General features: G+C 59.0%; 26 protein-coding genes. 15 read left to right on the top strand and 11 right to left on the bottom strand.

Going from position 1 to position 23979, the window contains the following annotated elements; translation table 11 throughout:
- The first annotated feature begins 21 nt into the window (after positions 1-21).
- The 3 genes from ACVDG9_RS27440 to ACVDG9_RS27430 all read left to right on the top strand — a co-directional run bounded on the left by ACVDG9_RS27440 (position 22) and on the right by ACVDG9_RS27430 (position 2203).
- The gene (locus ACVDG9_RS27440) at positions 22-702 is read left to right on the top strand and encodes an SGNH/GDSL hydrolase family protein (protein ID WP_447239517.1); all 681 of its coding nucleotides are present in this window, start codon (positions 22-24) and stop codon (positions 700-702) included.
- Between the two features lie 352 nt (positions 703-1054).
- Positions 1055-1501: a nucleoside diphosphate kinase regulator gene (rnk, locus tag ACVDG9_RS27435; RefSeq protein WP_447239516.1), complete on the top strand. Its 447-nt coding sequence runs from the start codon at positions 1055-1057 to the stop codon at positions 1499-1501.
- A 183-nt stretch (positions 1502-1684) separates the two neighbouring features.
- Positions 1685-2203, top strand: a complete 519-nt coding sequence (locus tag ACVDG9_RS27430; RefSeq protein WP_447239515.1) for a GreA/GreB family elongation factor — start codon at positions 1685-1687, stop codon at positions 2201-2203.
- A 72-nt stretch (positions 2204-2275) separates the two neighbouring features.
- On the opposite strand, the gene ACVDG9_RS27425 is transcribed toward ACVDG9_RS27430, so the two are convergent.
- Both ACVDG9_RS27425 and ACVDG9_RS27420 read right to left on the bottom strand, forming a co-directional pair.
- Positions 2276-2848 carry a carboxymuconolactone decarboxylase family protein gene (locus tag ACVDG9_RS27425; protein ID WP_447239514.1) on the bottom strand — a complete coding sequence of 191 codons (573 nt, stop codon included), beginning with the start codon at positions 2846-2848 and terminating at the stop codon, positions 2276-2278.
- Positions 2849-2917: 69 nt separating this feature from the next.
- A complete protein-coding gene (locus ACVDG9_RS27420) occupies positions 2918-4108 on the bottom strand; it encodes an acetyl-CoA C-acyltransferase (RefSeq protein ID WP_447239513.1) in 1191 nt (396 codons plus the stop codon).
- Positions 4109-4219: 111 nt separating this feature from the next.
- Here ACVDG9_RS27420 and ACVDG9_RS27415 point away from each other — a divergent pair, with 111 nt between their 5' ends.
- Complete coding sequence (locus ACVDG9_RS27415) at positions 4220-4792, top strand: TetR/AcrR family transcriptional regulator (protein ID WP_209171158.1); 573 nt, start codon at positions 4220-4222, stop codon at positions 4790-4792.
- 135 nt (positions 4793-4927) lie between these two features.
- Here the strand turns inward: ACVDG9_RS27415 and ACVDG9_RS27410 are convergent, their stop codons facing one another.
- Positions 4928-6034 (bottom strand): glycosyltransferase family 4 protein, encoded by a 1107-nt coding sequence (locus ACVDG9_RS27410; protein WP_447239512.1) that lies wholly within the window; start codon positions 6032-6034, stop codon positions 4928-4930.
- A gap of 1610 nt (positions 6035-7644) precedes the next feature.
- Here ACVDG9_RS27410 and ACVDG9_RS27405 point away from each other — a divergent pair.
- The gene (locus tag ACVDG9_RS27405) at positions 7645-8163 is read left to right on the top strand and encodes a MarR family winged helix-turn-helix transcriptional regulator (RefSeq protein ID WP_297836017.1); all 519 of its coding nucleotides are present in this window, start codon (positions 7645-7647) and stop codon (positions 8161-8163) included.
- Positions 8160-8780 carry a gamma carbonic anhydrase family protein gene (locus ACVDG9_RS27400; protein WP_152507806.1) on the top strand — a complete coding sequence of 207 codons (621 nt, stop codon included), beginning with the start codon at positions 8160-8162 and terminating at the stop codon, positions 8778-8780. Before ACVDG9_RS27405 ends, ACVDG9_RS27400 begins: the two co-directional genes overlap by 4 nt.
- 83 nt (positions 8781-8863) lie before the next feature.
- Here the strand turns inward: ACVDG9_RS27400 and ACVDG9_RS27395 are convergent, their stop codons facing one another.
- Entirely contained in the window at positions 8864-9247 is a 384-nt protein-coding gene (locus tag ACVDG9_RS27395) for a c-type cytochrome (RefSeq protein ID WP_023001486.1), read from the bottom strand.
- Between the two features lie 216 nt (positions 9248-9463).
- Positions 9464-10687: a 5-aminolevulinate synthase gene (hemA, locus tag ACVDG9_RS27390; protein WP_297836012.1), complete on the bottom strand. Its 1224-nt coding sequence runs from the start codon at positions 10685-10687 to the stop codon at positions 9464-9466.
- Between the two features lie 171 nt (positions 10688-10858).
- Between hemA and ACVDG9_RS27385 the strand changes: the two genes are divergently transcribed.
- A complete protein-coding gene (locus ACVDG9_RS27385) occupies positions 10859-11563 on the top strand; it encodes a Crp/Fnr family transcriptional regulator (RefSeq protein WP_023001484.1) in 705 nt (234 codons plus the stop codon).
- Positions 11564-11565: 2 nt separating this feature from the next.
- Entirely contained in the window at positions 11566-12126 is a 561-nt protein-coding gene (locus ACVDG9_RS27380) for a DUF4202 domain-containing protein (RefSeq protein ID WP_447239511.1), read from the top strand.
- Here the strand turns inward: ACVDG9_RS27380 and ACVDG9_RS27375 are convergent.
- The 6 genes from ACVDG9_RS27375 to ACVDG9_RS27350 are packed head-to-tail and all read right to left on the bottom strand — an operon-like array spanning position 12116 to position 17592.
- Positions 12116-12388, bottom strand: coding sequence for a hypothetical protein (locus ACVDG9_RS27375; RefSeq protein ID WP_023001482.1), 273 nt, complete (start codon positions 12386-12388; stop codon positions 12116-12118). The two genes, ACVDG9_RS27380 and ACVDG9_RS27375, sit on opposite strands and share 11 nt — an antisense overlap.
- A 6-nt stretch (positions 12389-12394) precedes the next feature.
- Positions 12395-12973, bottom strand: a complete 579-nt coding sequence (locus ACVDG9_RS27370; RefSeq protein WP_447239510.1) for a cytochrome c oxidase subunit 3 family protein — start codon at positions 12971-12973, stop codon at positions 12395-12397.
- A gap of 8 nt (positions 12974-12981) precedes the next feature.
- Positions 12982-14919, bottom strand: a complete 1938-nt coding sequence (locus ACVDG9_RS27365; protein ID WP_447239509.1) for a nitric oxide reductase activation protein NorD — start codon at positions 14917-14919, stop codon at positions 12982-12984.
- 10 nt (positions 14920-14929) lie between these two features.
- Entirely contained in the window at positions 14930-15739 is an 810-nt protein-coding gene (locus ACVDG9_RS27360) for a CbbQ/NirQ/NorQ/GpvN family protein (protein WP_228933061.1), read from the bottom strand.
- A gap of 5 nt (positions 15740-15744) precedes the next feature.
- Complete coding sequence (locus tag ACVDG9_RS27355) at positions 15745-17115, bottom strand: cbb3-type cytochrome c oxidase subunit I (protein ID WP_075281799.1); 1371 nt, start codon at positions 17113-17115, stop codon at positions 15745-15747.
- Positions 17116-17139: 24 nt separating this feature from the next.
- On the bottom strand, positions 17140-17592 hold the full coding sequence (locus ACVDG9_RS27350) for a c-type cytochrome (protein ID WP_023001477.1): 453 nt from the start codon (positions 17590-17592) through the stop codon (positions 17140-17142).
- Between the two features lie 511 nt (positions 17593-18103).
- Here ACVDG9_RS27350 and ACVDG9_RS27345 point away from each other — a divergent pair.
- The 7 genes from ACVDG9_RS27345 (at position 18104) to ahbB (ACVDG9_RS27315) (ending at position 23976) form a co-directional block, all read left to right on the top strand.
- Positions 18104-19717, top strand: coding sequence for a cytochrome D1 domain-containing protein (locus ACVDG9_RS27345; protein WP_447239508.1), 1614 nt, complete (start codon positions 18104-18106; stop codon positions 19715-19717).
- A 70-nt stretch (positions 19718-19787) separates the two neighbouring features.
- The gene (gene cobA, locus ACVDG9_RS27340; RefSeq protein ID WP_447239507.1) at positions 19788-20591 is read left to right on the top strand and encodes a uroporphyrinogen-III C-methyltransferase; all 804 of its coding nucleotides are present in this window, start codon (positions 19788-19790) and stop codon (positions 20589-20591) included.
- Complete coding sequence (locus tag ACVDG9_RS27335; protein WP_023001474.1) at positions 20584-20901, top strand: c-type cytochrome; 318 nt, start codon at positions 20584-20586, stop codon at positions 20899-20901. Before cobA ends, ACVDG9_RS27335 begins: the two co-directional genes overlap by 8 nt.
- The gene (locus ACVDG9_RS27330) at positions 20898-22046 is read left to right on the top strand and encodes a cytochrome D1 domain-containing protein (RefSeq protein ID WP_447239506.1); all 1149 of its coding nucleotides are present in this window, start codon (positions 20898-20900) and stop codon (positions 22044-22046) included. Before ACVDG9_RS27335 ends, ACVDG9_RS27330 begins: the two co-directional genes overlap by 4 nt.
- Before the next feature lie 3 nt (positions 22047-22049).
- Positions 22050-23039, top strand: coding sequence for a siroheme decarboxylase subunit beta (gene ahbB / locus ACVDG9_RS27325; RefSeq protein ID WP_447239505.1), 990 nt, complete (start codon positions 22050-22052; stop codon positions 23037-23039).
- Positions 23036-23491, top strand: a complete 456-nt coding sequence (locus ACVDG9_RS27320; protein WP_447239503.1) for an Lrp/AsnC family transcriptional regulator — start codon at positions 23036-23038, stop codon at positions 23489-23491. The genes ahbB (ACVDG9_RS27325) and ACVDG9_RS27320 overlap by 4 nt, the downstream gene beginning before the upstream one ends.
- The gene (gene ahbB / locus ACVDG9_RS27315; RefSeq protein WP_447239502.1) at positions 23488-23976 is read left to right on the top strand and encodes a siroheme decarboxylase subunit beta; all 489 of its coding nucleotides are present in this window, start codon (positions 23488-23490) and stop codon (positions 23974-23976) included. Before ACVDG9_RS27320 ends, ahbB (ACVDG9_RS27315) begins: the two co-directional genes overlap by 4 nt.
- The last annotated feature ends 3 nt before the right edge of the window (positions 23977-23979 follow it).

The following is a 23979-nucleotide window of genomic DNA, read 5'->3' as shown; positions in this document are numbered from 1 at the left end:
GTAAAATTTGAGGAGGAAACAATGGCAAACGAAAAGTCGATACTTTGCTTTGGGGATTCGCTGACCTGGGGCTGGATCCCCGTCGTCGAAGGCGCCCCGACAATGCGCTACCCTTATGAACAGCGCTGGACGGGGGCAATGGCCGCCGAGCTGGGCGAAGGGTACCGGATTATCGAAGAAGGCCTCAGTGCCCGCACGACGAGCGCCGATGATCCCAACGATCCCCGTCTGAACGGCAGCCAGTACCTGCCGTCGGCCCTGGCCAGCCACCTGCCATTGGATCTGGCGATCATCCTTCTGGGAACCAACGACACCAAGCCGTTCTTCAATCGCACGCCCTATGACATTGCCTATGGCATGTCGAAGTTGGTCGGACAGGTGCTGACAAGTGGTGGCGGCATCGGCACGCCTTATCCGGCGCCAAAGTGCCTTGTCGTTGCACCGCCGCCTCTGACGCCTATGCCGCATCCCTATTTCCAGGGCATGTTTGGCGGGGCCCACGAAAAGTCGGCGGCGCTGGCCGAGCAATACCGGAACATGGCCGATTTCATGAAGGTCGATTTCCTGAGCGCAGCGGACCACATCACCACTGACGGCTGCGACGGCATTCATTTCACGGCCCAGAACAACATCGAACTGGGCAAGGCCATTGCCGGAAAGGTTCGTGAGATCCTGGACCGGCAGCAGGCCGAAGCGGCTTGATACTCCTGGTTCAGACCTGACAACTCTCCTTGCCGCCCGCCAGTGTAGCCAAAGCATGTGCGGGCGGCTTGACTTTGCATGAAATTCTTCGCAACTATCCCGTCATGAACAAAGCCGCCGCGACCAGCTACAAACGAGATTTCAGAGCTATCCCCAAAGCGGGAGAGTAGCCCCCGGCTCGGCTGTCATGCGCCCCGAGCCTCGGGGTAAACACTTGAGATGATGCAACAGGAACCGGTCCTGCCGGTCAAGATCATCGAAGCGCACAAATCACCACATCTTGAGACTTAACTCCGCCGTCCGGACGTGTTCCGTCCATTGGTGCCTGAAGGCACCCGGCAAGGGGGACTTTATGCGCGAACCGACTGATTTTGCTTCGAAGCCTGACATCGTCATCGGCACGACCGACTATGAACGACTGGAAGGCCTCGCTTCCTCGTTTGAAACACGACTGCCAAGTGTCACGGAGGATCTCCTGGCCGAATTGAGCCGGGCCAGACTCGTCCCTGACGGGGCGTTGCCTGCCGATAGTGTGAGAATGGGTTCCGTCGTCCGGTTCCGAACCGACGATACGGACGAAAAGACCCTGCAACTGGTCTTTCCGGGCGACGCGGATATCGCAAACGGCAGGATTTCCATCCTGACACCCATCGGCACCGCCCTCATTGGCCTTTCCGCGGGCCAGTCGATCGCCTGGTGTGCAAACGACGGACGTCGGCATCGCCTAAACGTCGTGTCGGTCAGCCAGCCGCCGCTCGTCGGTGGAGGTCCGGAGTTGCAGAGCCCGGATCGCGGTTAGTCATGACTTCCGGCTCGCCGTTTCACAAACCCCGTTTCCTGGATCACGCAGGCAGTCTTCTCGCAGGAACTTAGCCCCTGCCGGTCTCTCGCACCCGAGACGGCCGGACAGGGGGAACAGTCTTGAAGCTGAAACCAGATCCAACACCGGCCTTCGCCAAAGCGGGGCCGAAGGAGACACCGCATGCGCGAACCAAAGCAGTTTATCTTCACGAACAAGGACTACGCGACCCTGACAAGGATGGTGTCGCAATGCCCGCGAACCAATACGCCGTTTGTTTCCCTGCTGCGCCGGAAATTGGCGCAAGCCCACGTAGTGCCCTCATCGGAGATCCCGGTGAACGTCGTCACCATGAACAGTCGCGTGACCTTCCAGGTGGACGATCATGCACCCGACACAAGGGTGGTCATTCCCGATGAAGCCGACAGTCTTGTTGGCCTGACCTTGCCGATCACGACGACAACGGGAATGGCCTTGCTTGGCATGTCGGAAAAGCAGAGCATGGAACTTGCAGGCCTTGGCCGCCAGAGCAGGACTCTGACGGTGATCGGGGTTGCCTACCAACCCGAAGCCATGGGTGGTGTTCGCTTGGATGTGCTGCAAGGTCCGATATCCGCCAGACGGCAAGGCAGGCCTTTTCTGCATCTTGTTCATAGCTCGGATGAAGACGCAGAGGGCAACCTCGTTCACTTGCACCGGTAATATGCATGATCCGCTGTCTCCCGGCGCCGTATGCCGGGCGACAGCGAGGAATAGGTTTTGCTCGTCACCTTTTCAGCTGACCAGCTCTGCTGATGGTGTGCGTTGCCAGGCGAATTGCTCGAAATACGGCTCGATCGGCGTATTGGCCAGCTTGTTGGTGTAATTGCTCATCACCTTCTGGGAAATGGCAAGCACGACTTCGAGAACCTGCCGGCTGGTGAAACCGGCAGCCAGAAACGCCTCCACCTGCCGGTCGCCGACCGATCCGCGCTCGCGAACCATCTGCAGCGTGAACCGGCGAAGCGCCTCAAGCCTGGGCGTCGGCAATGGCGTTTCGTTGCGCAAGGCGTCCGAGACCTCATCATCAATGCCCATGCGTTTTGCGATGCCGGTGTGGGAGGGGACGCAGTAATGGCAATCGTGCTCGACGTTTATCGACTGCCAGACAACTGTCTTTTCCTCGTCCGTGAAGCTGCTTTCCAGAAAAAGCCGATGAAGAACCAGATACCCTTCCAGCAGGCCCGGAGCTTCCGCCATGACCGCATGGAGGTTGGGCACGACGCCGAACGTAGCCTTTGTTTGTTCGAGCAAGGGTTTGCTGCGATCCGGCGCCGTTTGTGCCGTGTGGATTTCAAATTCGGTCATGAAGATTGTCTCTTGTCAGTCTGAAGGTGGGGGAATGTGCTGCCGTTGGCTCTATGCGCTTCAAAGCGTTTAGGTGGAAAGTTCGATGGCCAGCGCGGTGGCTTCGCCGCCGCCGATGCACAGCGCTGCAACGCCGCGCTGGGCTCCATGTGCTTTCAAGGCATGAATGAGCGTGACAACCAGACGGGCACCGGTCGCGCCGATCGGGTGGCCGAGCGCGCAGGCGCCGCCGTTGACGTTCAGATTCTCGCGCGGAATGCCGATGTCATGTGCGGCAGCCATTGCGACCACCGCGAAGGCCTCATTGATTTCCCAGAGGTCGACGTCATTGGCAGACCAGCCGGTGCGATCCAGAAGTTTGAGGATCGCCGGGATCGGCGCGGTCGTGTACCAGGCCGGGTCCTGCGAATGGGTCGCGTGGCCACGCACGATTGCTAATACCGGCAGTCCGTTGGCTTGCGCGTAGCTCTTGCGGGTCAGAACCAGTGCCGCGGCACCGTCCGCGTTGGCCGAGGCACTGGCAGCTGTGATGGTGCCGTTATCAGAAAAGGCTGGGCGAAGCCTCGGGATTTTTTCCGGATCGACCCGTCCCGGAATTTCGTCGTCCTCGATAGTGACCGTGCTTTTGCGGCCTGCGACCTCAAGAGGGACGATTTCATCCCGGAAGGCACCGCCGGTCACCGCCTTTTGCGCACGGACGAGCGTTTCCTGGGCAAAGGCGTCCTGGTCGGCGCGAGTGAAACCGTATTTTTCAGCGGCCGCTTCTCCGAAAGACCCCATCGGCCGGCCAGCCTCATAGGCATCCTCCAGGCCGTCGCGCATCATGTGGTCAAGTACCTCGCTGCTGCCGAACTTTCGACCCGCGCGCATTTGCGGCAACAGGAAGGGTGCGTTCGACATCGATTCCATGCCGCCTGCAACGACGATGTCTGCTGATCGGGAAATCAGGAGATCGTGTGCGAGCATGATCGCCTTCATGCCGGAACCGCAAACCTTGTTGAGTGTGGTTGCGCCCGTGTGGTCGGAAAGACCGGCTGCACGGGCCGCCTGCCGGGCCGGAGCCTGTCCCTGACCGGCAGGAAGAACGCAGCCCATCAGAACTTCACTGATCGAGTCTCGCCCAGCTCCCGCATCCTCAAGTGCTGCTTCAATCGCTGCCGCGGCGAGCTTTGGAGCTGCTACGGGGCTCAAGGCCCCCATGAAAGCACCTAGCGGTGTGCGTCTGGCGGCGCAGATAACGATCGGATCGGATTCGCTCATGGGTATCTCCTGGTTGGTGTCCTAAAATAGATTATGATCATAATTTATAAAATCAAGAATAGATTTGGATCGTAATCCGAATTAAGATTCCAACAACCAACGGAGGTAGAAATGCGTGTCAGCAGGGAAACTGCAGCCAGAAACCGCGAGAACGTCGTGAAAACCGCGAGCAGACAGTTTCGGGAACACGGCTACGACGGGATCGGTATCGCAGGACTGATGAAAGCTGCCGGGCTGACGCAGGGTGGCTTCTACAAGCAATTTGCCGACAAGGACGCCATTATCACCGAAGCAACGCAGCAGGCGCTGGACGAAAATCTCGTCGCCTGGCAATCCGTTGTTGAAGGACACCAGGACGACCCTTTGAACGCTCTACGACGCTGGTATCTATCCCGGGAACATGTCGACCGGCGTGACGCAGGTTGCGCTTATGCCGCGTTGGCGGCCGAAGCCCCGCGTCACGGCAAGGATCTTCAGGATGCGTTTTGTGAAGCCGTTGAGAAATCCATCACCCTGCTGACCGACACCCGCGCCGAAAGTGCCCAGTCCCGCTGCGAGGCAATTCGGCTGATCACCGGCATGGTCGGGGCACTTGTCCTGTCACGGGCTGTCGGGGAGGGGGCGTTAAGCCAGGAAGTTCTCGATTGCGCGATTCTGGAACCAGCGCCTGGACGCTCGAAATAGGCAATGCCCCGGCGTCTCATGCGCCTTTTCACCGTTGTGGTGTGTGAGACCTGTTTTGCGCTCAAGGGCGGCACGGCAATAAGGTGAAACCGGAAATAGGCATGCACGGCCGTTTTGGTGCCAATGAACCTCATGTCAAGCATCGGCAAAAACGGTCAATGGAGGACGGCCTGCGGCTTGAGAAATTGTCTCGTCCCATTTGGCCAGGACGGTTGCCGTGGAAAAGCGGTCCAGCGAAGGTGGGCCGGCCTCGCAAAAAGATCCGCGCAGCTCTGGGTCGGTAAGGACCCGAGTGATCGCCGTAGCAAGTGCCTCCTTGCTGCCCATCGGCACGAGCAGACCGGTGGTTCCGTCCTGCACGATTTCGCTGGGACCCCACGGGCAGTCGACGGACACAACGGCCATCCCGCTCGACATTGCCTCGAGGACGACATTCGCAAAACCTTCGAAGCGGGAACTCAGGGCAAATACGTCGCCGGGTGATACCCATTCGCCAGGAACTTGCGTGACACCCGAAAGACGGACGACTTCCTGCAGTCCGAGGTCGGAAATCTGCTTTTCGAGTGCGGACCGCTCCGGCCCTTCGCCATAGATCGTCAACACCGCATCAGGGACGCTCTCCACAACCTGGGCAAAGCTGGCGATGAGGATATCAAACCCTTTCTGCTGGTCGAGCCGTCCTACCGCGACCACCCTGCGACCTGCATCGGGCCGCGGCATGGCGCGGGGCAGCGGCGTGACCGGATTTGGAATAACGATGGTTTTTTTGCGAACGCGGGCGGGTTGTCTTGCACGCGCGCGCTCCGTCATGACGACGACACTGGTCGCTGCAAAGGCCGCCATCGGCCGAGACCAGCGCCAGAAGCGGCTCATTTGCTGAACATCAAAATTGTTGCGTTCGGATATGATCGTCGGCGTACCGGTACCTGCGGTCGCAAGGACCGTGATGACGTTGATCTTGGTCAGGAAGGAGACGACCATATCCGGTCTGATCCTTGCAAAGCGCCTGCGCAGATCCTTTACCCGTTGCATGGTGACAAAATGCCGAGAATTTTTGCCGGTGCGGCTTAGTCCTTCCACCTGAATCCTGGGGTCATAGGAAAAATAAGAGGTGGCATCGGTCGCATTCAGGGCGATCACATGTACATCGTCGCCAGCGGCAAGGCGGTGGTGCGCCAGCAGGTTGACGACTTTTTCAGCACCGCCTGCTCCGAGGCCCGCAAGAACAAACACAACACGCATTACGGATCCTTTCTCGCTGCGGGGCTGGTGAAGCCTTTCGATGTCGGATGCCTATTAGTCTCTGATTGTTCAATGTAGGCCCGGCCTCCAGCAACCATCACTTGATGCTCGTCGACGATGACCATACGGGTAAGCTTTGGCGTCATTGTAACGCTTCCCTTCAGATCGGCTTTTAGTGATGATTTGAAGAAAGGAAGACCGAAATGCAGGTCCTGTTTTGCTTGACGGGACTTTGGGTTCCGGAGGTCGCCCCATGTCTCCGCGCGCACTCATGCAGGGCGGCGATACCCCGGTGAATGCCGTTGCCGAGGGGCCGTGCCGACGCAGAGCCATCAAGCCGGGCCTTATCAAGCGTGCCTTCCGCTGCAGTTTTGGTGTGTCCCCTTCCATTCGTCCGCGTAATTCTGGCTTGACGTCTTGACGGGAACGTTTCAACGGATAATTGACCGATAAATTTACTATGTACCTTGCCCATGTCACCCCACCATATTCAATTGGAAACGAAATTTATCCTTGTATGAAGTATCTATGGCTACAGATTTACAGGACGTATTACGCTGAAGGTGAATTTCGCGTGCCCTTGATGAGCTGTAAAAAGAATATCCACCGAGAAATACACTGTAAAAAAATATAGCGTTGCCACCAACCGTATGGTTGGCATTCCTTATCAATCAGGAAGCAACTTGTTTTGGGATCTTTTTGTGTTGCCTAAGCTTTGTTATTTTCTAAATTGAAATAGAACCTTCCGTGTTTATGTCGTTTGCTTTTAGGAAACTTTCCAGAATCAAATTGCAATAGCTGCCATTCCAAACGTGGTCTTGCGCATATTTCTACGAGCACTCTCCATGCTCGCAGATCGGACGATGCCGCTTCCCTCACCGTGCTGTCAGGTTGCCCAACCCACTACGTGAACTTGCCGCACAGGAGCGAAGAAAAAAATGATAATTAGCCATCCGCCCTATATTAACAAATAATACACCATTAACGCTACGCAGGGAAAGCTTTGAATGTCGAAAGTTTTTCCGAGAGGCCTGAGACCTTTTAATCGCAAAGTTCGTCAATGCGATTGATCTCTAGGAAGGCAATATTCTTTAGTTTGACAATGCGAAGCTTGCAGTAATTCAAGAATAATTCTTGATGTGAATTGGGTGAAGAAAATGATTTACATCAGATATCGCAATACCTAGGTCAATTTATCGAGGCGCTAGACTTTGTCAGGCTTGTGAAACAAGACACGTACTGAATAGTCAGGTTTCAGAATTTCCCGGAAAGTGTATTTGCAACTCGTGCGACGAATACAGACAAAGCGGGAAGGCCCTGTTTTTATCGAAACGTCACAGCAGCCAGCTGACACTCCGTTCGGCACGAAATTGCATCCAAGGTTTGCGTTTCAAGCTGTCGGACAGGCCTTCGGAGTGGACACAAGAAGAAGCCTCCGAGGTATTACCTTCTTGAATTCTTCGAAATGAGAAGACCTCTTGGGGGCACCCTTCAGGCGTTTCTTGTTCCAGCGCATCGGATCTTGCGTGGCGTTATGAGCGCGAAGAGTTTGTATTGGCGGGAGCGGACATGGGCGTTGACAGGGTGAAAAATTAATATATGCATAGGCTATGCAATTATTGGACGCCAACAAACTGGGTGCCCTCGGCACTTTGATCCGCGACCGGACAGATGCGGCGCTGGGACCATTGTCGCCAAGCGCCGCGGCCGTTCTGTCGATGCTTCACTTCAAGCCCGGGTTGACGACGAGTGAAATCGCAACGGTCGTCGGCGTCAGTCAACCGACTGCCGTCAGGTTGATAGATGGGCTGGAACGACAGGCGTTGATCAAGCGCGGCGAGCAGGTAGGGCGCGTCACCCCGCTCAGCCTGACAAAGGCCGGTCACGATGAGGCCGAAGCGTTGCAGTTGCGCCGGCTGGCCGCTTTGGACGGTTTGCTTGGCGCCTTGCCCGAGAAAGACCGGAACCGGTTCGTTTTGCTGCTGGACAGGGTTCTTGAAGAGGCGACGACATCGCGATCCTTTGCCAGAACAACTTGCCGGCTGTGCGAGCATAACCTGTGCAGCGCCGATGTTTGCCCGATTGGCTGCAAGGCAAGCGAAATCGAGAAAGCGCAGGAGCGGCTATGAGCACGTCTGAAGGAAGCACCTCACCTTTCATCGATCCGGATGCATGGGTTGCGCCTGACGCAACGGTTGCGGGCGATGTCAGGATCTGTGCGGGCAGCAGGATCATGAATGGTGCCCGGCTGGTGGCGGAAGGCGGCAGCACAATCCGTATCGGCCGAAACTGTATCGTGCTCGAAAACGCCGTGATCCGCGCAACGTCCCGTCACGATTGCAAAATCGGAGATCATTGTCTGATCGGCCCGAACACTCATGTTGTCGGCGCGGAAATCGAGGATGAAGTCTTCATCGCAACCGGAGCTGCCGTTTTCCATGGCGCGCAGGTGGGGCACGGGTCGGAGGTTCGCGTCAACGGCACGGTTCACCTTCGCACGCGGCTGGAACCCGGATCGACCGTTCCGATCGGATGGGTCGCTGTCGGTGACCCGGCCCGGATCCTTTCGGCAGACCAGCATGAAGCCATCTGGACAATCCAGAAGCCGCTCGACTTTCCGGGGTTTGTCTATGGCGTCGACAGAAACGCTCCCGACGTGATGAAAACCATCACCCAACGGCTTTCGGAAAGCCTGGGGGAACGCCAGGTAACCGCGGCCGGTGCACCAACCGTGCCGGGCCTTTGAGCCCAGGAATTACCGACGGGTAGGCCACGACCGGACCGCGCCTGAGTTAACGGCGCGAGCCCGGTGTGCCCGTTGCAGTCCGCTTATTGAAACGTCTTCAGGTAGGCGATGACGTTCTCAATTTCCTCGTCCTTGCGCAGCCCGGCGAAGGACATCTTTGTCTTGGGGACGACTTCCTTTGGCTTGTGCAGATAGGCCGTCAGGGTTTCTTCGTCCCAGACCAGTCCGCCGTCAGCCTTTTCGGTCATGCTGGCGGAATATTTATAGCCTTCGACCTGGCCTGCAGGCGCGCCGACAATCCCGTTGAGCGCCGGGCCAACCTTGTTCTTGGCGCCGTCGCCGACAGCATGGCAGGCCTGGCATTTCTTGAAGATCTTTTCGCCTGCAGCAGCGTCGCCGTCAGCCCAGGCAGGAGCCGCTGCGAAGAGACCCGCAAGCGTGACAAGGCAGGTGAGTGTCTTTCTCATGATGTTTCCTTTCCTGTTGCCGGCACATTGCCGACGATACGGCCGGCGGACGGCCGCGGTGGGTTTTCATGGTGGCCGGGCAAACCTTGTTTGCCCGGCCTGACCGGTCCGTCCCCAGGCCTCATTGTCGGACGGACGAGGTCATGGTGAGGGTGCGAGGCCAGAAAGCCGGTGATCGCCTTTCACATCCTTGACATCCGTCAAGCGAGCCTCCGGCTATTCGGCGGCAACGGGCTGTCTTGCCAGCTGGCATTGCGACCAAAGCGAATGAAGCGCGCAGACCAGGCGGTCGACATCCCCGGATGTGTGAACCGGCGACGGGGTAATCCGCAGCCTCTCGGTTCCCTTTGGAACGGTCGGGTAGTTGATCGGCTGGATGTAGATGCCGAAATCCTCCAGGAGCGTGTCCGACAGGAATTTGCACTTGGCCGGATTACCGACGATCACCGGTATGATGTGGCTGGGATTGTCGACATGTGGAATACCGAGCGTATCGAGACGCCGCCGAACCTTGGCGACGATGGCCTTGTGGGCATCCCGTTCCACCGAACTTTCCTTCAGATGTCTGATAGACGCCGTTGCGGCCGCCGCGATGGCGGGGGGAAGGGCTGTGGTGAAGATGAAGCCGCTGGCAAAACTGCGCACGAAATCACAAAGTTCGACAGACGCTGCGATATATCCTCCGACAACGCCGAAGGCCTTGCCAAGGGTGCCTTCGATGACGGTCAGGCGGTCCATCACGCCTTCCTGCTCTGCGATACCGCCTCCGCGCGGCCCATAAAGGCCAACGGCATGGACCTCGTCCAGATAGGTCATGGCGCCAAATCGGTCTGCAAGATCGCAGATCTGCGAAATCGGCGCGATATCCCCATCCATGGAGTAGACGCTTTCAAAGGCGATCAGCTTCGGCTTTGCCGGGTCGGCAGCCCGCAATTTGGCTTCCAGGTCTTCCAGGTCGTTGTGTTTCCAGATCACCTTTTCGGCGCGCGAGTGGCGTATTCCCTCGATCATCGAGGCGTGGTTCAGGCTGTCGGAAAAAACGATGCAGTCGGGGATCTGCGAGGCGAGCGTACCGAGCGCCGCCCAGTTGGAGACGTAACCGGATGTAAACACCAGCGCGGCTTCCTTGCCATGCAGATCGGCGAGTTCGGCTTCCAGCAGCACGTGATCGTGTGTCGTGCCGGAAATGTTTCTGGTTCCGCCAGCCCCGGCTCCGCAGCGGTCGACCGCCTCGTGCAGGGCTGCCAGAACCTTAGGATGCTGCCCCATGCCGAGGTAATCGTTCGAGCACCAGATGGCGACATCTTTGGTGCTCTCTCCGCTGGTCCACTTCGCTTCCGGAAAATTGCCGCGTTTACGCTGAAGGTCGATGAAGACGCGGTAGTTTCCGTCATGCTTCAGGTCTGCAAGACGGCTTTTGAAAAAGGCTTGATAGTCCATGACGTCCCCGCTTTCTCAAGTGTCCGGTAGACGCTAGTTGCGGGGCGGGACAGGCTGAATGACAATAGTCAAGAAAGGCAAGAATCCATCGATGGTCCGCGCTTGCTATTGTGCAAAGTCACCAGGTCGGGCTAGACGTTCTTGCATATCACTTGCCCAGGACCTTCATCGATGCCGACCGACCGCCAGCGGAAAATTGCCCAGAACTCCCTGCTTCTGAAAAGCTTCCCGCAGGAGATCCGAGACATGGTGCTCGGCATGTCGAGCTGGCGGACATATGACCGCGGTGAGACGTTGTTCCTGCATGGTGAGACAGCGCAGGCAATCCACATCGTCATGGATGGCTGGGTCAAGCTTTACCGGATCGCGCCCAACGGAGGCGAAGCGGTCGTGAATGTCTTTGCCAAGGGCGAAAGCTTCGGTGAAGCGGTCGCGTTCCGCGGGCTTGCCTATCCGGTTTCGGCGGAAGCGGTAACCGCCTGCGAAGTGATGCGCATACCCAGCACGGCCATCCTGGAAGCCATGCGCAAGGACCCGGACATTGCCGTGTCGGTTGTGGCATCGACCTTCATTCACCTGCATTCTCTCGTTTCGCAGCTGGAACAGTTGAAGGCGCAAACCGGACCGCAAAGGGTTGCCGAGTTCTTGCTGGAATTGTGCGAGCAGGAAAGCGGTAGCTGCGAGGTAACCCTGCCTTACGACAAGTTCCTGATCGCCGGCCGTCTCGGCATGAAGCCGGAAAGCCTGTCGCGGTCTTTTGCGCGGTTGAAATCTGCGGGGGTCCGCATCAATCGCAATCATGCGGAAATCAAGGATATCGAACGGCTTCGGGCCTTCTCCGAAGAAGATCCGGTGGATGCCTGGACCAAGGGGTGACCATGATGAAACTGGACATTGCCTTTACGGCCATCGACGCCGCGAACGCCGCTGACCCCAACCAGGAAGACGGCAAGCCTGCGGCTCTTCTATATGGGCAACGGATGAGCGAAGAGCTGGAACGGCTCTACCCGGAGGCGACCGATCCGTTGAAGATTGCGGCCAGGGGCCAGCACATCGAGCGCTGGATCACACCGCGCCAGTCCTACCCGGAAGGCAAGGCCGGCTATCACGCCTGGCGCCGGAATCAGGCCCGTCATCACGCAGACCGGGTCGGTGAAATCATGGCCAGCGCGGGCTATTCACCGGAGGAGATCGAGGCGGCGGCGAAGATGCTGCGCAAGGAAGGCCTCAAGCGGGACGCGGACGTGCAGGCGCTGGAAAACGTGATCTGTTTTGTGTTCCTGAAATGGTATTTCGCGCCATTTGCCGCCAAACACGAGGACAGCAAGGTGCTCGATATCGTGCAGAAAACGGCACGGAAGATGTCGGAGGAGGGACGGGCCCGGGTGCTTGCCGAATTCGATCTTCCAAAGCAGCTTGCCGAAGCTTTCAGGGACTGAGCCCCGGTGCCACGTAAAGCACCAGCAACAGCAGGCAAAAGAACCCGATCACCCAGCTGAAGCCTGACAGCCAGGCAGGCGCCTGCCACAACCCGAGATATCGGGACAGTATGATCCGTGCCTTGATGAAGGCCAGCAGCAACAGCAGTCCGCCGAAAAGAGCCGGACTGAAATGACCGGTTCCGCCTGTAGTCACCAGAACGGTAGCGGCCGACAGGCCCAATAGCGCAATCCACGCAAGCGTGACGGAGGGAAGGGTCATCGTTCGCTATCCCAGGACATAGATCACCGGAAACAGCAGAACCCAGATGAGATCGACCATATGCCAGAAGGCGGTGCCTGTTTCGATGGTACGTGGTTCGTCTTTCCAGGCAACCAGACCCAGCACAAAGATACCGGCAAGCACATGAGCCGCGTGAAACCCGGTGAGCAGGTAGTAGAAGGTGAAGAAGGGGTGGGTCTCCGTGGAGATCCCTTGCTCTATCTTGACCGCATATTCCTGTATCTTGATGGCGAGGAACAAGCCGCCGAGGGCCATGGCACCAATCAGGTGCAAACGCGCCGCGGTGCGTTTCATCGCAAGCCGAAGCTCCAGGCTTCTGGCCGCCAGAAAACCACTGGTGATCAGAACGATCGTATTGATGCCCGCAAGCGCCGGGTCGAGATGAGCTCTTGCGGCAGCAAATCCAGCCGGATCGGATATTCGCACGCCCATGAAGGCGGCAAGACCGGCACCGAACACCAGCAATTCACTGACGATGAGCACCCACATCATCAGTTCCCCGGGCAACTCGTCGAGGATGCCGGCGTCGCCGTCTTGTTCCGGCTTCGGTGACGGAGCGTGCATCAGCGGCTCTAGCCTCCGACAATCTGGCGGTAGATCTGCGGCAAGGCCTGTGTCAGCCGATCGGGATGCGGGATAACGGCAAAGCCGCCTTGACCAAACAACCGCGGAAACCAGGACTTGGCCGACTTGTCGATGGTGACGCCAAAGACGGATTGGCCTGCCCGCCGGGCTTCCCGAACTGCCATCCTGGTGTCTTCGATGCCGTGCCGCCCCTCGTAGTGATCGAGATCGTTTGGCTTGCCGTCCGTGATCACCAGAAGGAGCTTGCGCTTGCGCGACTGCGCTGCCAGGTCGGCGGATACATGACGAATGGCTGCCCCCAGACGGGTGTAGAAGCCGGGACGCAGCGTTCCGATCCTCTGTTCGACAAGGGCACTCATCGGTTCATGGAACCCCTTGCAGGACTGCAGGTACACCCGCTGCCGTTTCAGGGATGAAAACGCAGTGATGGCGAAATCATCGCCGCAGGCGTTCAGACCCCAGGCCAAAGCTGTCAGGGCTTCGCGTTCGATATCGATCACGGCGCGTCCGGTGACGGCGCTCTCGGTCGAGCGGGAAACGTCGAGCAGGATGGAAACCGCAAGATCACGCGCTTCCGGACGGGTCTGCAGCCAGATTCGTTCCGAGCCGGTGCCGCCTGCAATCCGTTCGGCTTCAGAGCGCACGGCTGCATCAAGATCCAGTCCGTCGCCTTCCAGGTGTCCACGTGTCGTCACCCGGCCCGGGCGGAGGGCCTCGAACTGCTTCTTCACCGAGCGGATGCGCCGTTTGGCCCGCTCGTCCATGCCGGCGGATCCCTTTTCAGGATCCGCTTCCGCGGTGCTGGTCAGAACGCAGACGTGGTCTGCCAGATAGCGGCCGCTGCGCGTGTCCCATTCCGGGTAGAGATGCCGTCCGGACAGTCTTTCGCGGTCCACATCCTCCGGGGCGAGATCAAGATGCAGCTTCAGACGGGTTGCCGGTGCCTTGGAGATTTGCCCAAGGCCGATCTCGTCCTGATCGTCAGCCGCTTTCTTGGCGCTGTCATGGTCGTCGTCATCGACACGCCGATTGAGATTGAGAAACTCCGCCCAACTCAAAATGGCTTCAAACTTGTGGAGGATCAGGCTGTCCTTGCGTTCCGCCTGATCTGCCTTGCGTCTGCGGGCGCGCACGGTCTTGCCGGTCGCTTCCTCGGGTGGGCCGTCTGTCTCGCGGCTGTCGACTTCGTCTCCCGCTGAAAACACGACCTCTCTGAGATCCGGCCAAAGCGGCACAGGCCGGAAAGGGCGGTATCCGCGCGGGGCAGTTATTTCCTCGAACGAATTCCGGTCAACCCGCTCCTGAAGTTCCAGGACATCGCGGGGAGGAAGCGCGGTGTCTCCCAGCATTTGACGCACAAGCCTGTCGACCCTTGCTTCCATGTCCGGCAGCGGGGCCTGAGGTCTTGCTGCCAGCACCTGCTGGCAGAGTGCGCTGTAAAGATCCCGCAAGCCGGGAGCGTGTTCGAGCGTGTCTCGAAGCATCGCGGAAATCGCCCTGAGCGCTTGAAGATCGGCGCGGAGCGGATCCGTTTCGGCGATATGGGTTGGTGCATGGGCCGCAAGGGCCGTCAGCCAGACATAGAGTGCTGCATTTGCCTCCCGCAGCGGGAACACCGCAAGACTGGCCGGCAATCTCAGGATTTCGCCGTCGAAGCTGGTCCGTGTCACGGTTTCGGCTTCCGTGCCGAGCCGCCTCAGAAATCCGAGGCGATGGCGGGAAACCTCCTGGGCGACCGGACGGAGCTCGACACTGTGAGCTCCGCCCAATCCCCGGAAAAGGACAGCAAGCCGCCCGCCGACCTCATCGAGGCCGACCGCGGCTCCATGATGCACCTCGGGTGCACCCAGGCGGCTTGCAAACGCGTGCCACAGTTTCCCGACAGTTTCCTCGGGTTCCCATGGCTCGATGTCGATCTTGCCCATCGGTCTGGCCTCACCCAAACACGGCCGTGACAAGATCAAGGAGCCCGCGTTTCACGTCTTCATCGTCGGTCAGCGGTTCGATCATTGCAGCTTCGATCGCCCGTCCGACAGGCATGCCCTGGGCAATCAGCGTTGCCGCATAGACGACCAGACGGGTCGACACACCTTCTTCGAGATCCTGGCCTTTCAGCGCCCTGAGTTTCCCGGCCAGACGTACCAGCGAGGCGGTCCGGTCGTGATCGAGGCCGCTTTCCTCGCAAACCACTTCGGTTTCCAGATCCGCCGGCGGGAAATCGAATTCAAGCGACAGGAACCGCTGGCGGGTGGATGGTTTCAGGGTCTTCAGGATGTTCTGGTAACCGGGGTTGTAGGATGCAACGAGCATGAAGCCGGGTGCGGCCATCAGCTCTTCTCCGGTTCTGTCGATCGGCAGGGTCCTGCGATCATCGGTGAGCGGATGCAGGACGACCGTCACATCCTTGCGCGCTTCCACAACCTCGTCGAGATAGCAGATTGCGCCTTCCCTGACGGCGCGTGTCAGCGGTCCGTCCACCCAGACGGTCTCGCCGCCCTTGAGAAGATACCGGCCGATCAGATCGGCGGCGGCAAGGTCGTCATGACAGGCGACCGTGTAAAGCTTGCGGCCGAGCCTTGCTGCCATATGGGCGACGAACCGGGTCTTGCCGCAGCCGGTCGGCCCTTTCAGCAGAACCGGCAGGCCGTTCCGGTGCGCGGCTTCGAAGACATCGCATTCGTCGCCTTGCGAGAGGTAGAAGGGGGCAGATGCCGCCCCCTTTTCCATGGAGACTGTAGCGTCCATATCCATCACTCCGCGGGGGCGCCGGCTGCTTCACCGGGCTGGATGACTTCGCGGCGTGGCATTGCAACTGCGTAGATGAACAGGATGGCGCCGAGGACGAAGGCAGCACCGGCCCCGAAGCGCATCCAGTAGAACACGGCCAGCTGGTCCTGAACGTCCATGTAGTATTCGCCCATGACACGCTGCAGGTGGGTTTGCACCGTTCCGGCGAACGTCAGCACGAAGGTCATGAAGGACATGCCACCGGCCATCAGCCAGAAGGACGCCATGTTGAGCACCTGGTTGTAGGGATCCCGGCCGCGCAGAAGCGGCATGGCGTAGGTGATGATCGCCAGGTTCAGGGAAACATAGGCGCCGAAGAAGGCCAGGTGTCCGTGGGCAGCGGTGATCTGCGTGCCGTGGGTGTAGTAGTTCACGCCATGAAGGGTATGCAGGAAGCCCCAGACTCCGGCACCGAAGAAGGCAAGCGTTGCGCAACCGAGCGACCACAGCAGCGCGGCCTTGTTGGGGTGGTCCCGCCGACCTTTCCACACCATCACGAAGGCAAAGGCCATCATGGCGAAGAAGGGGATCACCTCCAGCGAGGAGAAGATCGAGCCGATCCACTGCCAGTATCCGGGTGTCCCGATCCAGTAGTAATGGTGGCCGGTGCCCAGGATGCCGGAGAACAGTGCGGCGGCAACGATGACATAGAGCCATTTCTCGATGACTTCGCGGTCGACGCCGGTCAGCTTGAGCATCAGGTAGGCGAGGACCGAGGCCATGATCAATTCCCAGACACCTTCGACCCACAGGTGCACGACGTTCCACCAGTACTGCTTGTCGAGCGAGAGGTTGCTTGGATTGTAGAAGCTGAACAGGAACAGGAGCGCCAGGCCCCACAGGCCCAGAAGCAGGATGTTGGTGATCGCGGTTTTCTTGCCCTTCAGCACTGTCATGGTGATGTTGAACAGGAAGATGAGGGCGGCAACAACGATGCCCACCTTGACCCATTTGGGCTGTTCGATGAACTCGCGGCCTTCCTTGCCCAGCAGCCAGTTGCCTTCAAACAGGTTGAAGACATAGGTGAGAACCACACCCAATGTGCCGACCACCAGAATGATAAGCTGCAGATAGGCCAGCTTGGTGGAATGGATTTCCCGTTCCGCTTCTTCCGGGATCAGGAAGTAGGCGGAGCCCATGAAGCCGAGCAGCAGCCAGACGATCAGGCTGTTTGTGTGCAGCATCCGCACGATGTTGAAGGGAAGCAGCTCCGACAGAAAGTTCGGCGCCACATAGATGTAGCCGGCGAGCAACCCGCCCAGAACCTGGACGGCGAACAGGCCGAGCGCCACGGCGAAATACGCCAGCGCAACCTTTTGAGATTGGTATTTCATCTTGGGTTTCCTCAGCGTTCAAAATCAGCCGGCGTCGTTCGGCGGCCAGTCCTGGGCGTCGATCTTGTCTGTCCAGATCAGGAAGTTCGAGAGATCGCGGATCTCTTCGTCCGTCAGGTGGAACTGCGGCATCTGTCGGCGACCTTCGATGCCGGAAGGCTGGGATTCCATCCAGCCCTTGAGGGTCTCGAATGCCAGGTCAGGATCGTCCAGCACACCCCAACGGGTCATCACGTTGCCGACTTCGGGGGCGAAATACGCACCCTCGCCGAGGATCGTGTGACAGTTGATGCAGGCCTTGTCCTCCCAGACCCGTTTGCCTGCGGCAACGCTTTCGGTCAGCGTTTCCGCATTCGTCGATGTGCTGGTGATGTAAAGGTGGCTGTGCGCCGACAGCCCCACAAAGATGATGATGAAAAAAAGCGACCCGCCATAGAATATGTTTCGGGCCATGCTTTTGGTCATGACTTCGCGCATAGCGCGCTCCTTTCCCCGGAGTTGATCCTGCCGGGAGGGTGCCAGCGCGCAGCCGCATTTCCTTAACCAAAGTCAAGTGGACCGGAAAGCGGTGCTGAAGACGGTGAAAATCATCGCAATGGGATCGACGCCTTCGCCGATGTTGCCGTGAAGTGTATGCTCCCCTGCGACAATTGTGTCGTCTTGCAGGCGGTAAACTCGTAAATATCTCAATAAAGACAATCGCTTAGGAGGGGCGTGTCTTGCCGGTTTTCCCGACGGACATGGCTGAACAAACCTGCCTGAAAATTTCAAGTTAACGAAAGTCAAGGAAGCAGACCCTGCCAGCGCGCACCGTCCGATTGCCTCACCAGTCGAACGGAGACTAATCATGATCTCGACACGAGCCATTCGGAGAAATGCGCTGCTGATGAGTGTGGCTTTCACACTCGGATTGTCGGCAGTTGGCGTTTCTGCCCAGGATAAGCCGGCGGACCACGGCAGTGGTCCTTCAGCTGCCTATGAGCCTAGCATGTCAACTCTCGGCCAGCTGAAGGTCGAGATTCCGGGGCGCAAGGAAGGCGATCCCGTGATGACGCCTGAAGAATATCAGAATGCAAACCAGATCTATTTCGAACGCTGCGCCGGTTGCCACGGCGTGCTGCGCAAGGGTGCGACCGGCAAGCCGCTGACCACGGATATCACCCGGGAAAACGGCTACGAATATCTGCGCGACTTCATCACCTACGGATCGCCCGCCGGCATGCCTAACTGGGGTACCTCGGGTGAATTGACCGAGGAACAGGTCGACATGATGGCGCGCTACATCCTGCTGGAACCGGCGTCACCGCCAGAGTTCGGCATGGACGAAATGCGCAAGAGCTGGAAGGTGCTGGTTGCACCGGAAGACCGCCCGAAAGAGAAGTTGAACGATATCGACATCGACAACCTCTTCTCGGTCACCCTGCGCGACAGTGGCCAGGTCGCCCTAATTGACGGTGAAACCTATGCCATCCATGCGGTGATCAACACCGGTTACGCGGTTCATATTTCGCGTATTTCCGCCTCCGGCCGCTATCTTTACGTGATCGGGCGCGATGCGCTTGTGAACATGATCGACCTTTGGATGGAAGAACCGGCAACAGTGGCGCAGATCAAGGTCGGCACCGAGGCCCGCTCCATCGAAACATCGAAAATGAAGGGATGGGAAGACAAGTATGCGATCGCCGGCTCCTATTGGCCGCCGCAATATGTGATCATGGATGGCGACACGCTGGAGCCGCTCAAGATCAAGTCGACCCGTGGCATGGTCTACGACGACCAGACCTATCATCCCGAGCCGCGCGTCGCCTCCATCGTGGCATCGCACTACAATCCGGAATTCATCGTCAACGTGAAGGAAACCGGCAAGATCCTGCTGGTCGACTACTCGGACATCAAGAACCTGAAGACGACCGAGATCGAAGCCGAACGCTTCCTGCATGATGGCGGGTTCGACAGCACCAAGCGTTACTTCCTCGTGGCTGCCAATGCCCGCGGCAAGGTCGCAGTCGTCGACACCAAGGAAGGCAAGCTGACGGCCCTTCTTGAAACGGGTGGTCAGACACCTCATCCGGGGCGTGGTGCCAACCTGATCCACCCGACCTACGGTCCTGTCTGGGTCACTTCGCACCTCGGCGATGAAACCGTCGCCCTGATCGGGACGGATCCGGAAGGCCATCCGGACAGTGCCTGGAAGGTCGTGCAGACCCTCTATGGTCTCGGCGGGGGCTCGCTCTTCGTCAAGTCCCATCCGAAGTCGAACCATCTCTACGTGGATGCACCCTTGAACCCGGACGCGGAAGTCTCGGGCGCGATCGCTGTGTTCAACGTCGACGACCTGACCCAGGAAGAACCTGAATACAAGGTTCTGCCGATTGTCGAATGGGCGGATGTCGGCGAGGGCCAGCCGCGTGTCGTTCAGGGTGAGTTCGACCAGGCGGGCGAGGAAATCTGGTTCTCCGTCTGGAACGCCAAGGACAAGGAAAGCGCGATCGTCGTCGTTGACGACAAGACGCTCGAGCTGAAGCACGTCATCAAGGACGAACGGCTGATCACTCCGACCGGCAAGTTCAACGTCTTCAATACGCGCGCCGACGTCTACTGACGTCCCGCCGGGAGAGGCGGAATTCCGCCTCTCCCGTTTCTTTCTTCCATGCCGCCTGCAGGAGCAAACGATGAAACAGTCAGGGAAGGTCTATCTGATCGGTGCGGGACCCGGAGACCCGGAGCTTCTGACGCTCAAGGCCCTGCGAATGCTCCAGGAAGCGGATGCGGTCGTTTTCGATCGTCTGGTTTCACCTGAAATCCTGTCGTTGGCTCCGACCAGTGCCCTGCAGGTGCCTGTTGGAAAATCGCCCGACAATCATCCCGTTCCTCAGGAGAGGATCAACGAGATCCTTGAAGAACTGGCGCTGGAAGGCTTGACCGTCGCCCGGCTGAAAGGCGGCGATCCGCTGATCTTCGGTCGCGGTTCGGAAGAAGCCGAACATCTTTTGTCACGCGGCATCGCGGTCGAATATGCGCCCGGCATTACCGCTGCCCAGGGGGCCGCCTGCGTAACAGGTGTGCCGCTCACCCATCGTGGTCTGGCATCCGGCGTCCGCTATGTGACCGGACACCGGCAGGCAAACGGCGTTCTCGACCTCGATTGGAAAAGTCTCGCTTGCGAGGATACCACGCTGGTCGTCTACATGGGGGTTGCCAACATCGGGCAGATTGCCCTGCGCCTGATTGCCGAAGGACTGAGCGGGACAACCCCTGTACTTGCCATCGCCAACGCGACGACACCGCGTGAAACCAGGCTCTATTCCGAACTCGACAGGATCGCGATCGATATCCGCGACACCAGGTTCAAGGCGCCGGTGCTGTTTGTTGTCGGCAAAGTCGTGACCCTGAGTGCCGAATGGCCGGCAACAACCTTTGACGCCATGCTCAATACCGTGGACAGCGGCGCAGCCGGAAAGCTGGTCCATGCTTAAGACGCTGCTCACCATTGCCTTCTGTCTTCTGGCCATCACAAGCCTAGCGCTTGCGGAGGAACAGGAAACGCCTGCTGCATTGGTCAACCTGGTGCGACAGGACTGCGGCTCGTGTCACGGCATGACACTGAAAGGTGGCCTTGGACCGGACATCCGGCCGGATGCCCTCGGTCATTACGACATCGACACCCTGTCCACGGTGGTTCTGGACGGCATCCCGAAAACGGCAATGCCTCCCTGGCGTCCGATCCTGAGCGAGGCCGACGCGAGGAAAATTGCCGAATATCTTTTGAAGGGAGACACGAAATGAAGTGGCTATGTGGAGCCGTTCTGGCAACCATGTTGACCGGCACTGTCCAGGCACAGTCGGTCGTTGCCACCGGCGATCTCGGTCTTGTGGTTGAACGGGCGAGCGGGTCTCTGTTGCTGGTCGATCAGTCCGACCGTGCCTCCCTGGCACGGATAGAAGGGCTTGGCGACCTTTCCCATGCAAGCCTGGTCTATTCACCGGACGAACGTTTCGCCTATGTCTTCGGCCGCGATGGCGGCCTTTCCAAGGTCGACCTTGCCGAGAAACGGATAGCCAAGCGGGTGATTCAATCCGGAAACGCCATCGGCGGGGCCATCTCGGACGACGGCTCACTGGTCGCGGTTTCCAACTATGAGCCAGGCGGTGTGCGTATCTTCGACGCTCTGACGCTGGAGATGGTTGCAGATATTCCGACCGGGTCGAAGACAATCGGTCTTGTCGATGCACCCGGCAAACGCTTTGTCTTCACCTTGTGGGATGCAGGCGAAACCTGGATCGCGGACCTCAATTCGGAGGAACCGAAGATCACCAGGATTGCCGGCATGGGCACCAACCCCTATGACGCCCTGATCACCGGTGACGGCCGTCTCTACATCACCGGCCTGTTTGGTGAAGACGGATTGACCGCGCTCGACCTGTGGCAGGAAGACCCCGAACCAATTCGCGTTTTGCCCGGATATGGCCGCGGGGAAGCGGAGTTGCCGGTCTACAAGATGCCCCATCTGGAAGGTTGGGCACGTGCTGGCCAGGAGTTTGTCCTGCCTGCCGTCGGGCACCACGAGGTTCTGTGGGTCGATGGTGAAACGCTCGCCGAAACCGGGCGCACCAGTACCCATGGTCAACCGGTCTTTGCCATGGCGCGGCCTGATGGCCGCCAAGTCTGGGTAAACTTCGCACATCCGCTCAATGACACCATCCAGGTGATCGATACGGTCACAAAGCAGGTCGTTCACGAATTCAAACCCGGCCCTGCCGTACTGCACATGGAATTCACGCCACGCGGCAACGAGGTCTGGGTTTCCGTGCGCGATGCCGGCAAGGTCATGATTTACGACACCCGGACCTTCGAGAAGACAGGCGAAATCGACGCCGAAAGCCCATCCGGCATCTTCTTTACAGCCCGGGCACACAGGACGGGGTTGTGAGCCATGACAAGCCTCATCGATCCCATTGACCTGACCCTGCTCGACAACTGGCAACGGGACTTCCCGTTGGTGCCAAGACCTTTCGAAATCATTGCAGCCGGAACGAACTGCTCTGAAAGTGACGTTATCGGGCGGCTGCACGATATGGCTGCGACCGGCCGGATCACCCGTGTTGGTGCCACCTGTGCACCCAACACGGTTTCGGCAAGCACATTGGCGGCAATGTCGGTGCCACATGATCGCATCGAGGCTGTTGCCGGGATCGTCGGTGCTCAGCCGGGCATAAATCATTCCTACCTACGGGAGAATTACCGGAACCTCTGGTTCGTTGCCACCGGCCCGGACCGGGAGCATGTCAACGGGGTTCTGGACACCATACGGGAGCAGACTCAGCTTGCCGTACTGGATCTCCCGATCATCCGTCCGTTCAATATAGACCTAGGCTTCAGCTTGAACGGCGGCCTGGGCCGGCCACCAGTGCCCCGGCCGGTCCGGTTGGAGCGACTGCAGGAGGGAGACGATGACCTCCTGCAGGCTCTGACCACGGGACTACCGATCATACAGCGTCCCTACCTGCGAATTGCGGAACACCTCGGCCGAACGGAAGAGGACGTTCTGGAACGAATAGGCGAGCTACTTGAAGCCGGTATCATTTCCCGCTTCGGCGTGATTGTACGTCACCGCGCCCTTGGCTGGCGCGCGAACGCCATGGTTGTCTGGGATATCGAACCGGAAAGGATCGCCTCGGCGGGCCCGGCGCTTGCCGCGCATCCGGGGGTGACCCTGTGTTACGAACGCCGGCCCGTTGCAGGCGTCTGGCCCTATCGGCTTTACTGCATGATCCACGGCCGGAGCCGGTCGCAGGCGCTGGATGTTCTCATCCAGGCATCGCGCCTGCCGGAAGTGGCGGGCGTCAGGCATGACGTCCTCTTTTCCACCCGTTGCTTCAAGCAGACCGGGGCGCTGATCTCTCGCCAGGGAGTTGCGGCATGACCCGGGAACTGTCTCCTCTCGAGCGGACCTTGATCAATCGTCTGCAGGACGATCTGCCACTGGTTCCGCATCCCTTTCAGGAATTGGCGCAGGAACTGGGCCTGAGTGAAGAAGAGGTTGCCGGGCACATCCGGACCTTGCGCGACGACGGCCTGCTGACGCGGTTCGGACCCTTCTTCGATGCGGAAGCCCTTGGCGGTGCCTTTTGCCTTTGCGCCATCGCGGTACCGCCAGCGCGTTTCGAAGACGTCTTAACCAAAGTCAATGCTTACCCCGAAGTCGCCCATAACTATGAACGGGACCACAAGCTCAACATGTGGTTCGTCCTGGCAACGGAAAGTCAGGCCGCAATTTCGGCAACTGCCGAAGCAATCGAACGCGACACAGGCTTGCCGGTGCTGCTGTTTCCGAAGGAACGCGAGTTTTTCATAGGCTTTCGGGTGAACGCATGACCTTGACCCCACAGGACCGAACGATCGTCGAAGCCACACAGGCCGGATTGCCTCTGGTCACCAGACCCTTTGCCGTCGTTGCGGAAAGCCTGGGACTGAGCGAAGCGGAGCTGATCGACCGCTTGAAGCAGCTGAAGGCGCAAGGTGTCATCCGGCGGATCGGGGCTGCCCCAAATCATTACCGGCTCGGCATGACCGCGAATGGCATGACCGTCTGGGATGTCGATGACGCAGTGGTCGACAGTCTCGGCAAAAAGGTCGGTGCCTTGCCGTTCGTCACGCATTGTTACCGCCGTCCGCGGGCGCTGCCCGACTGGCCTTACAATCTCTTTGCCATGGTTCATGGAGAAACCCGCGAGGAAGTGATTGCAAAGCGGGTGGAGATTTCCAGTCTGCTGGGCAAGGCCTGCCGTGCCGGCGACATCCTGTTTTCAACGCGCATCCTGAAAAAGACCGGCATGCGCCTTCGCGGCAAGGAGGGCTGAACG

It is taken from the genome of Roseibium sp. RP-7 (genome assembly GCF_053005225.1).
Note: the sequence above shows the minus strand (reverse complement) of the source record. Positions and strands in the feature narration are given on the sequence as shown.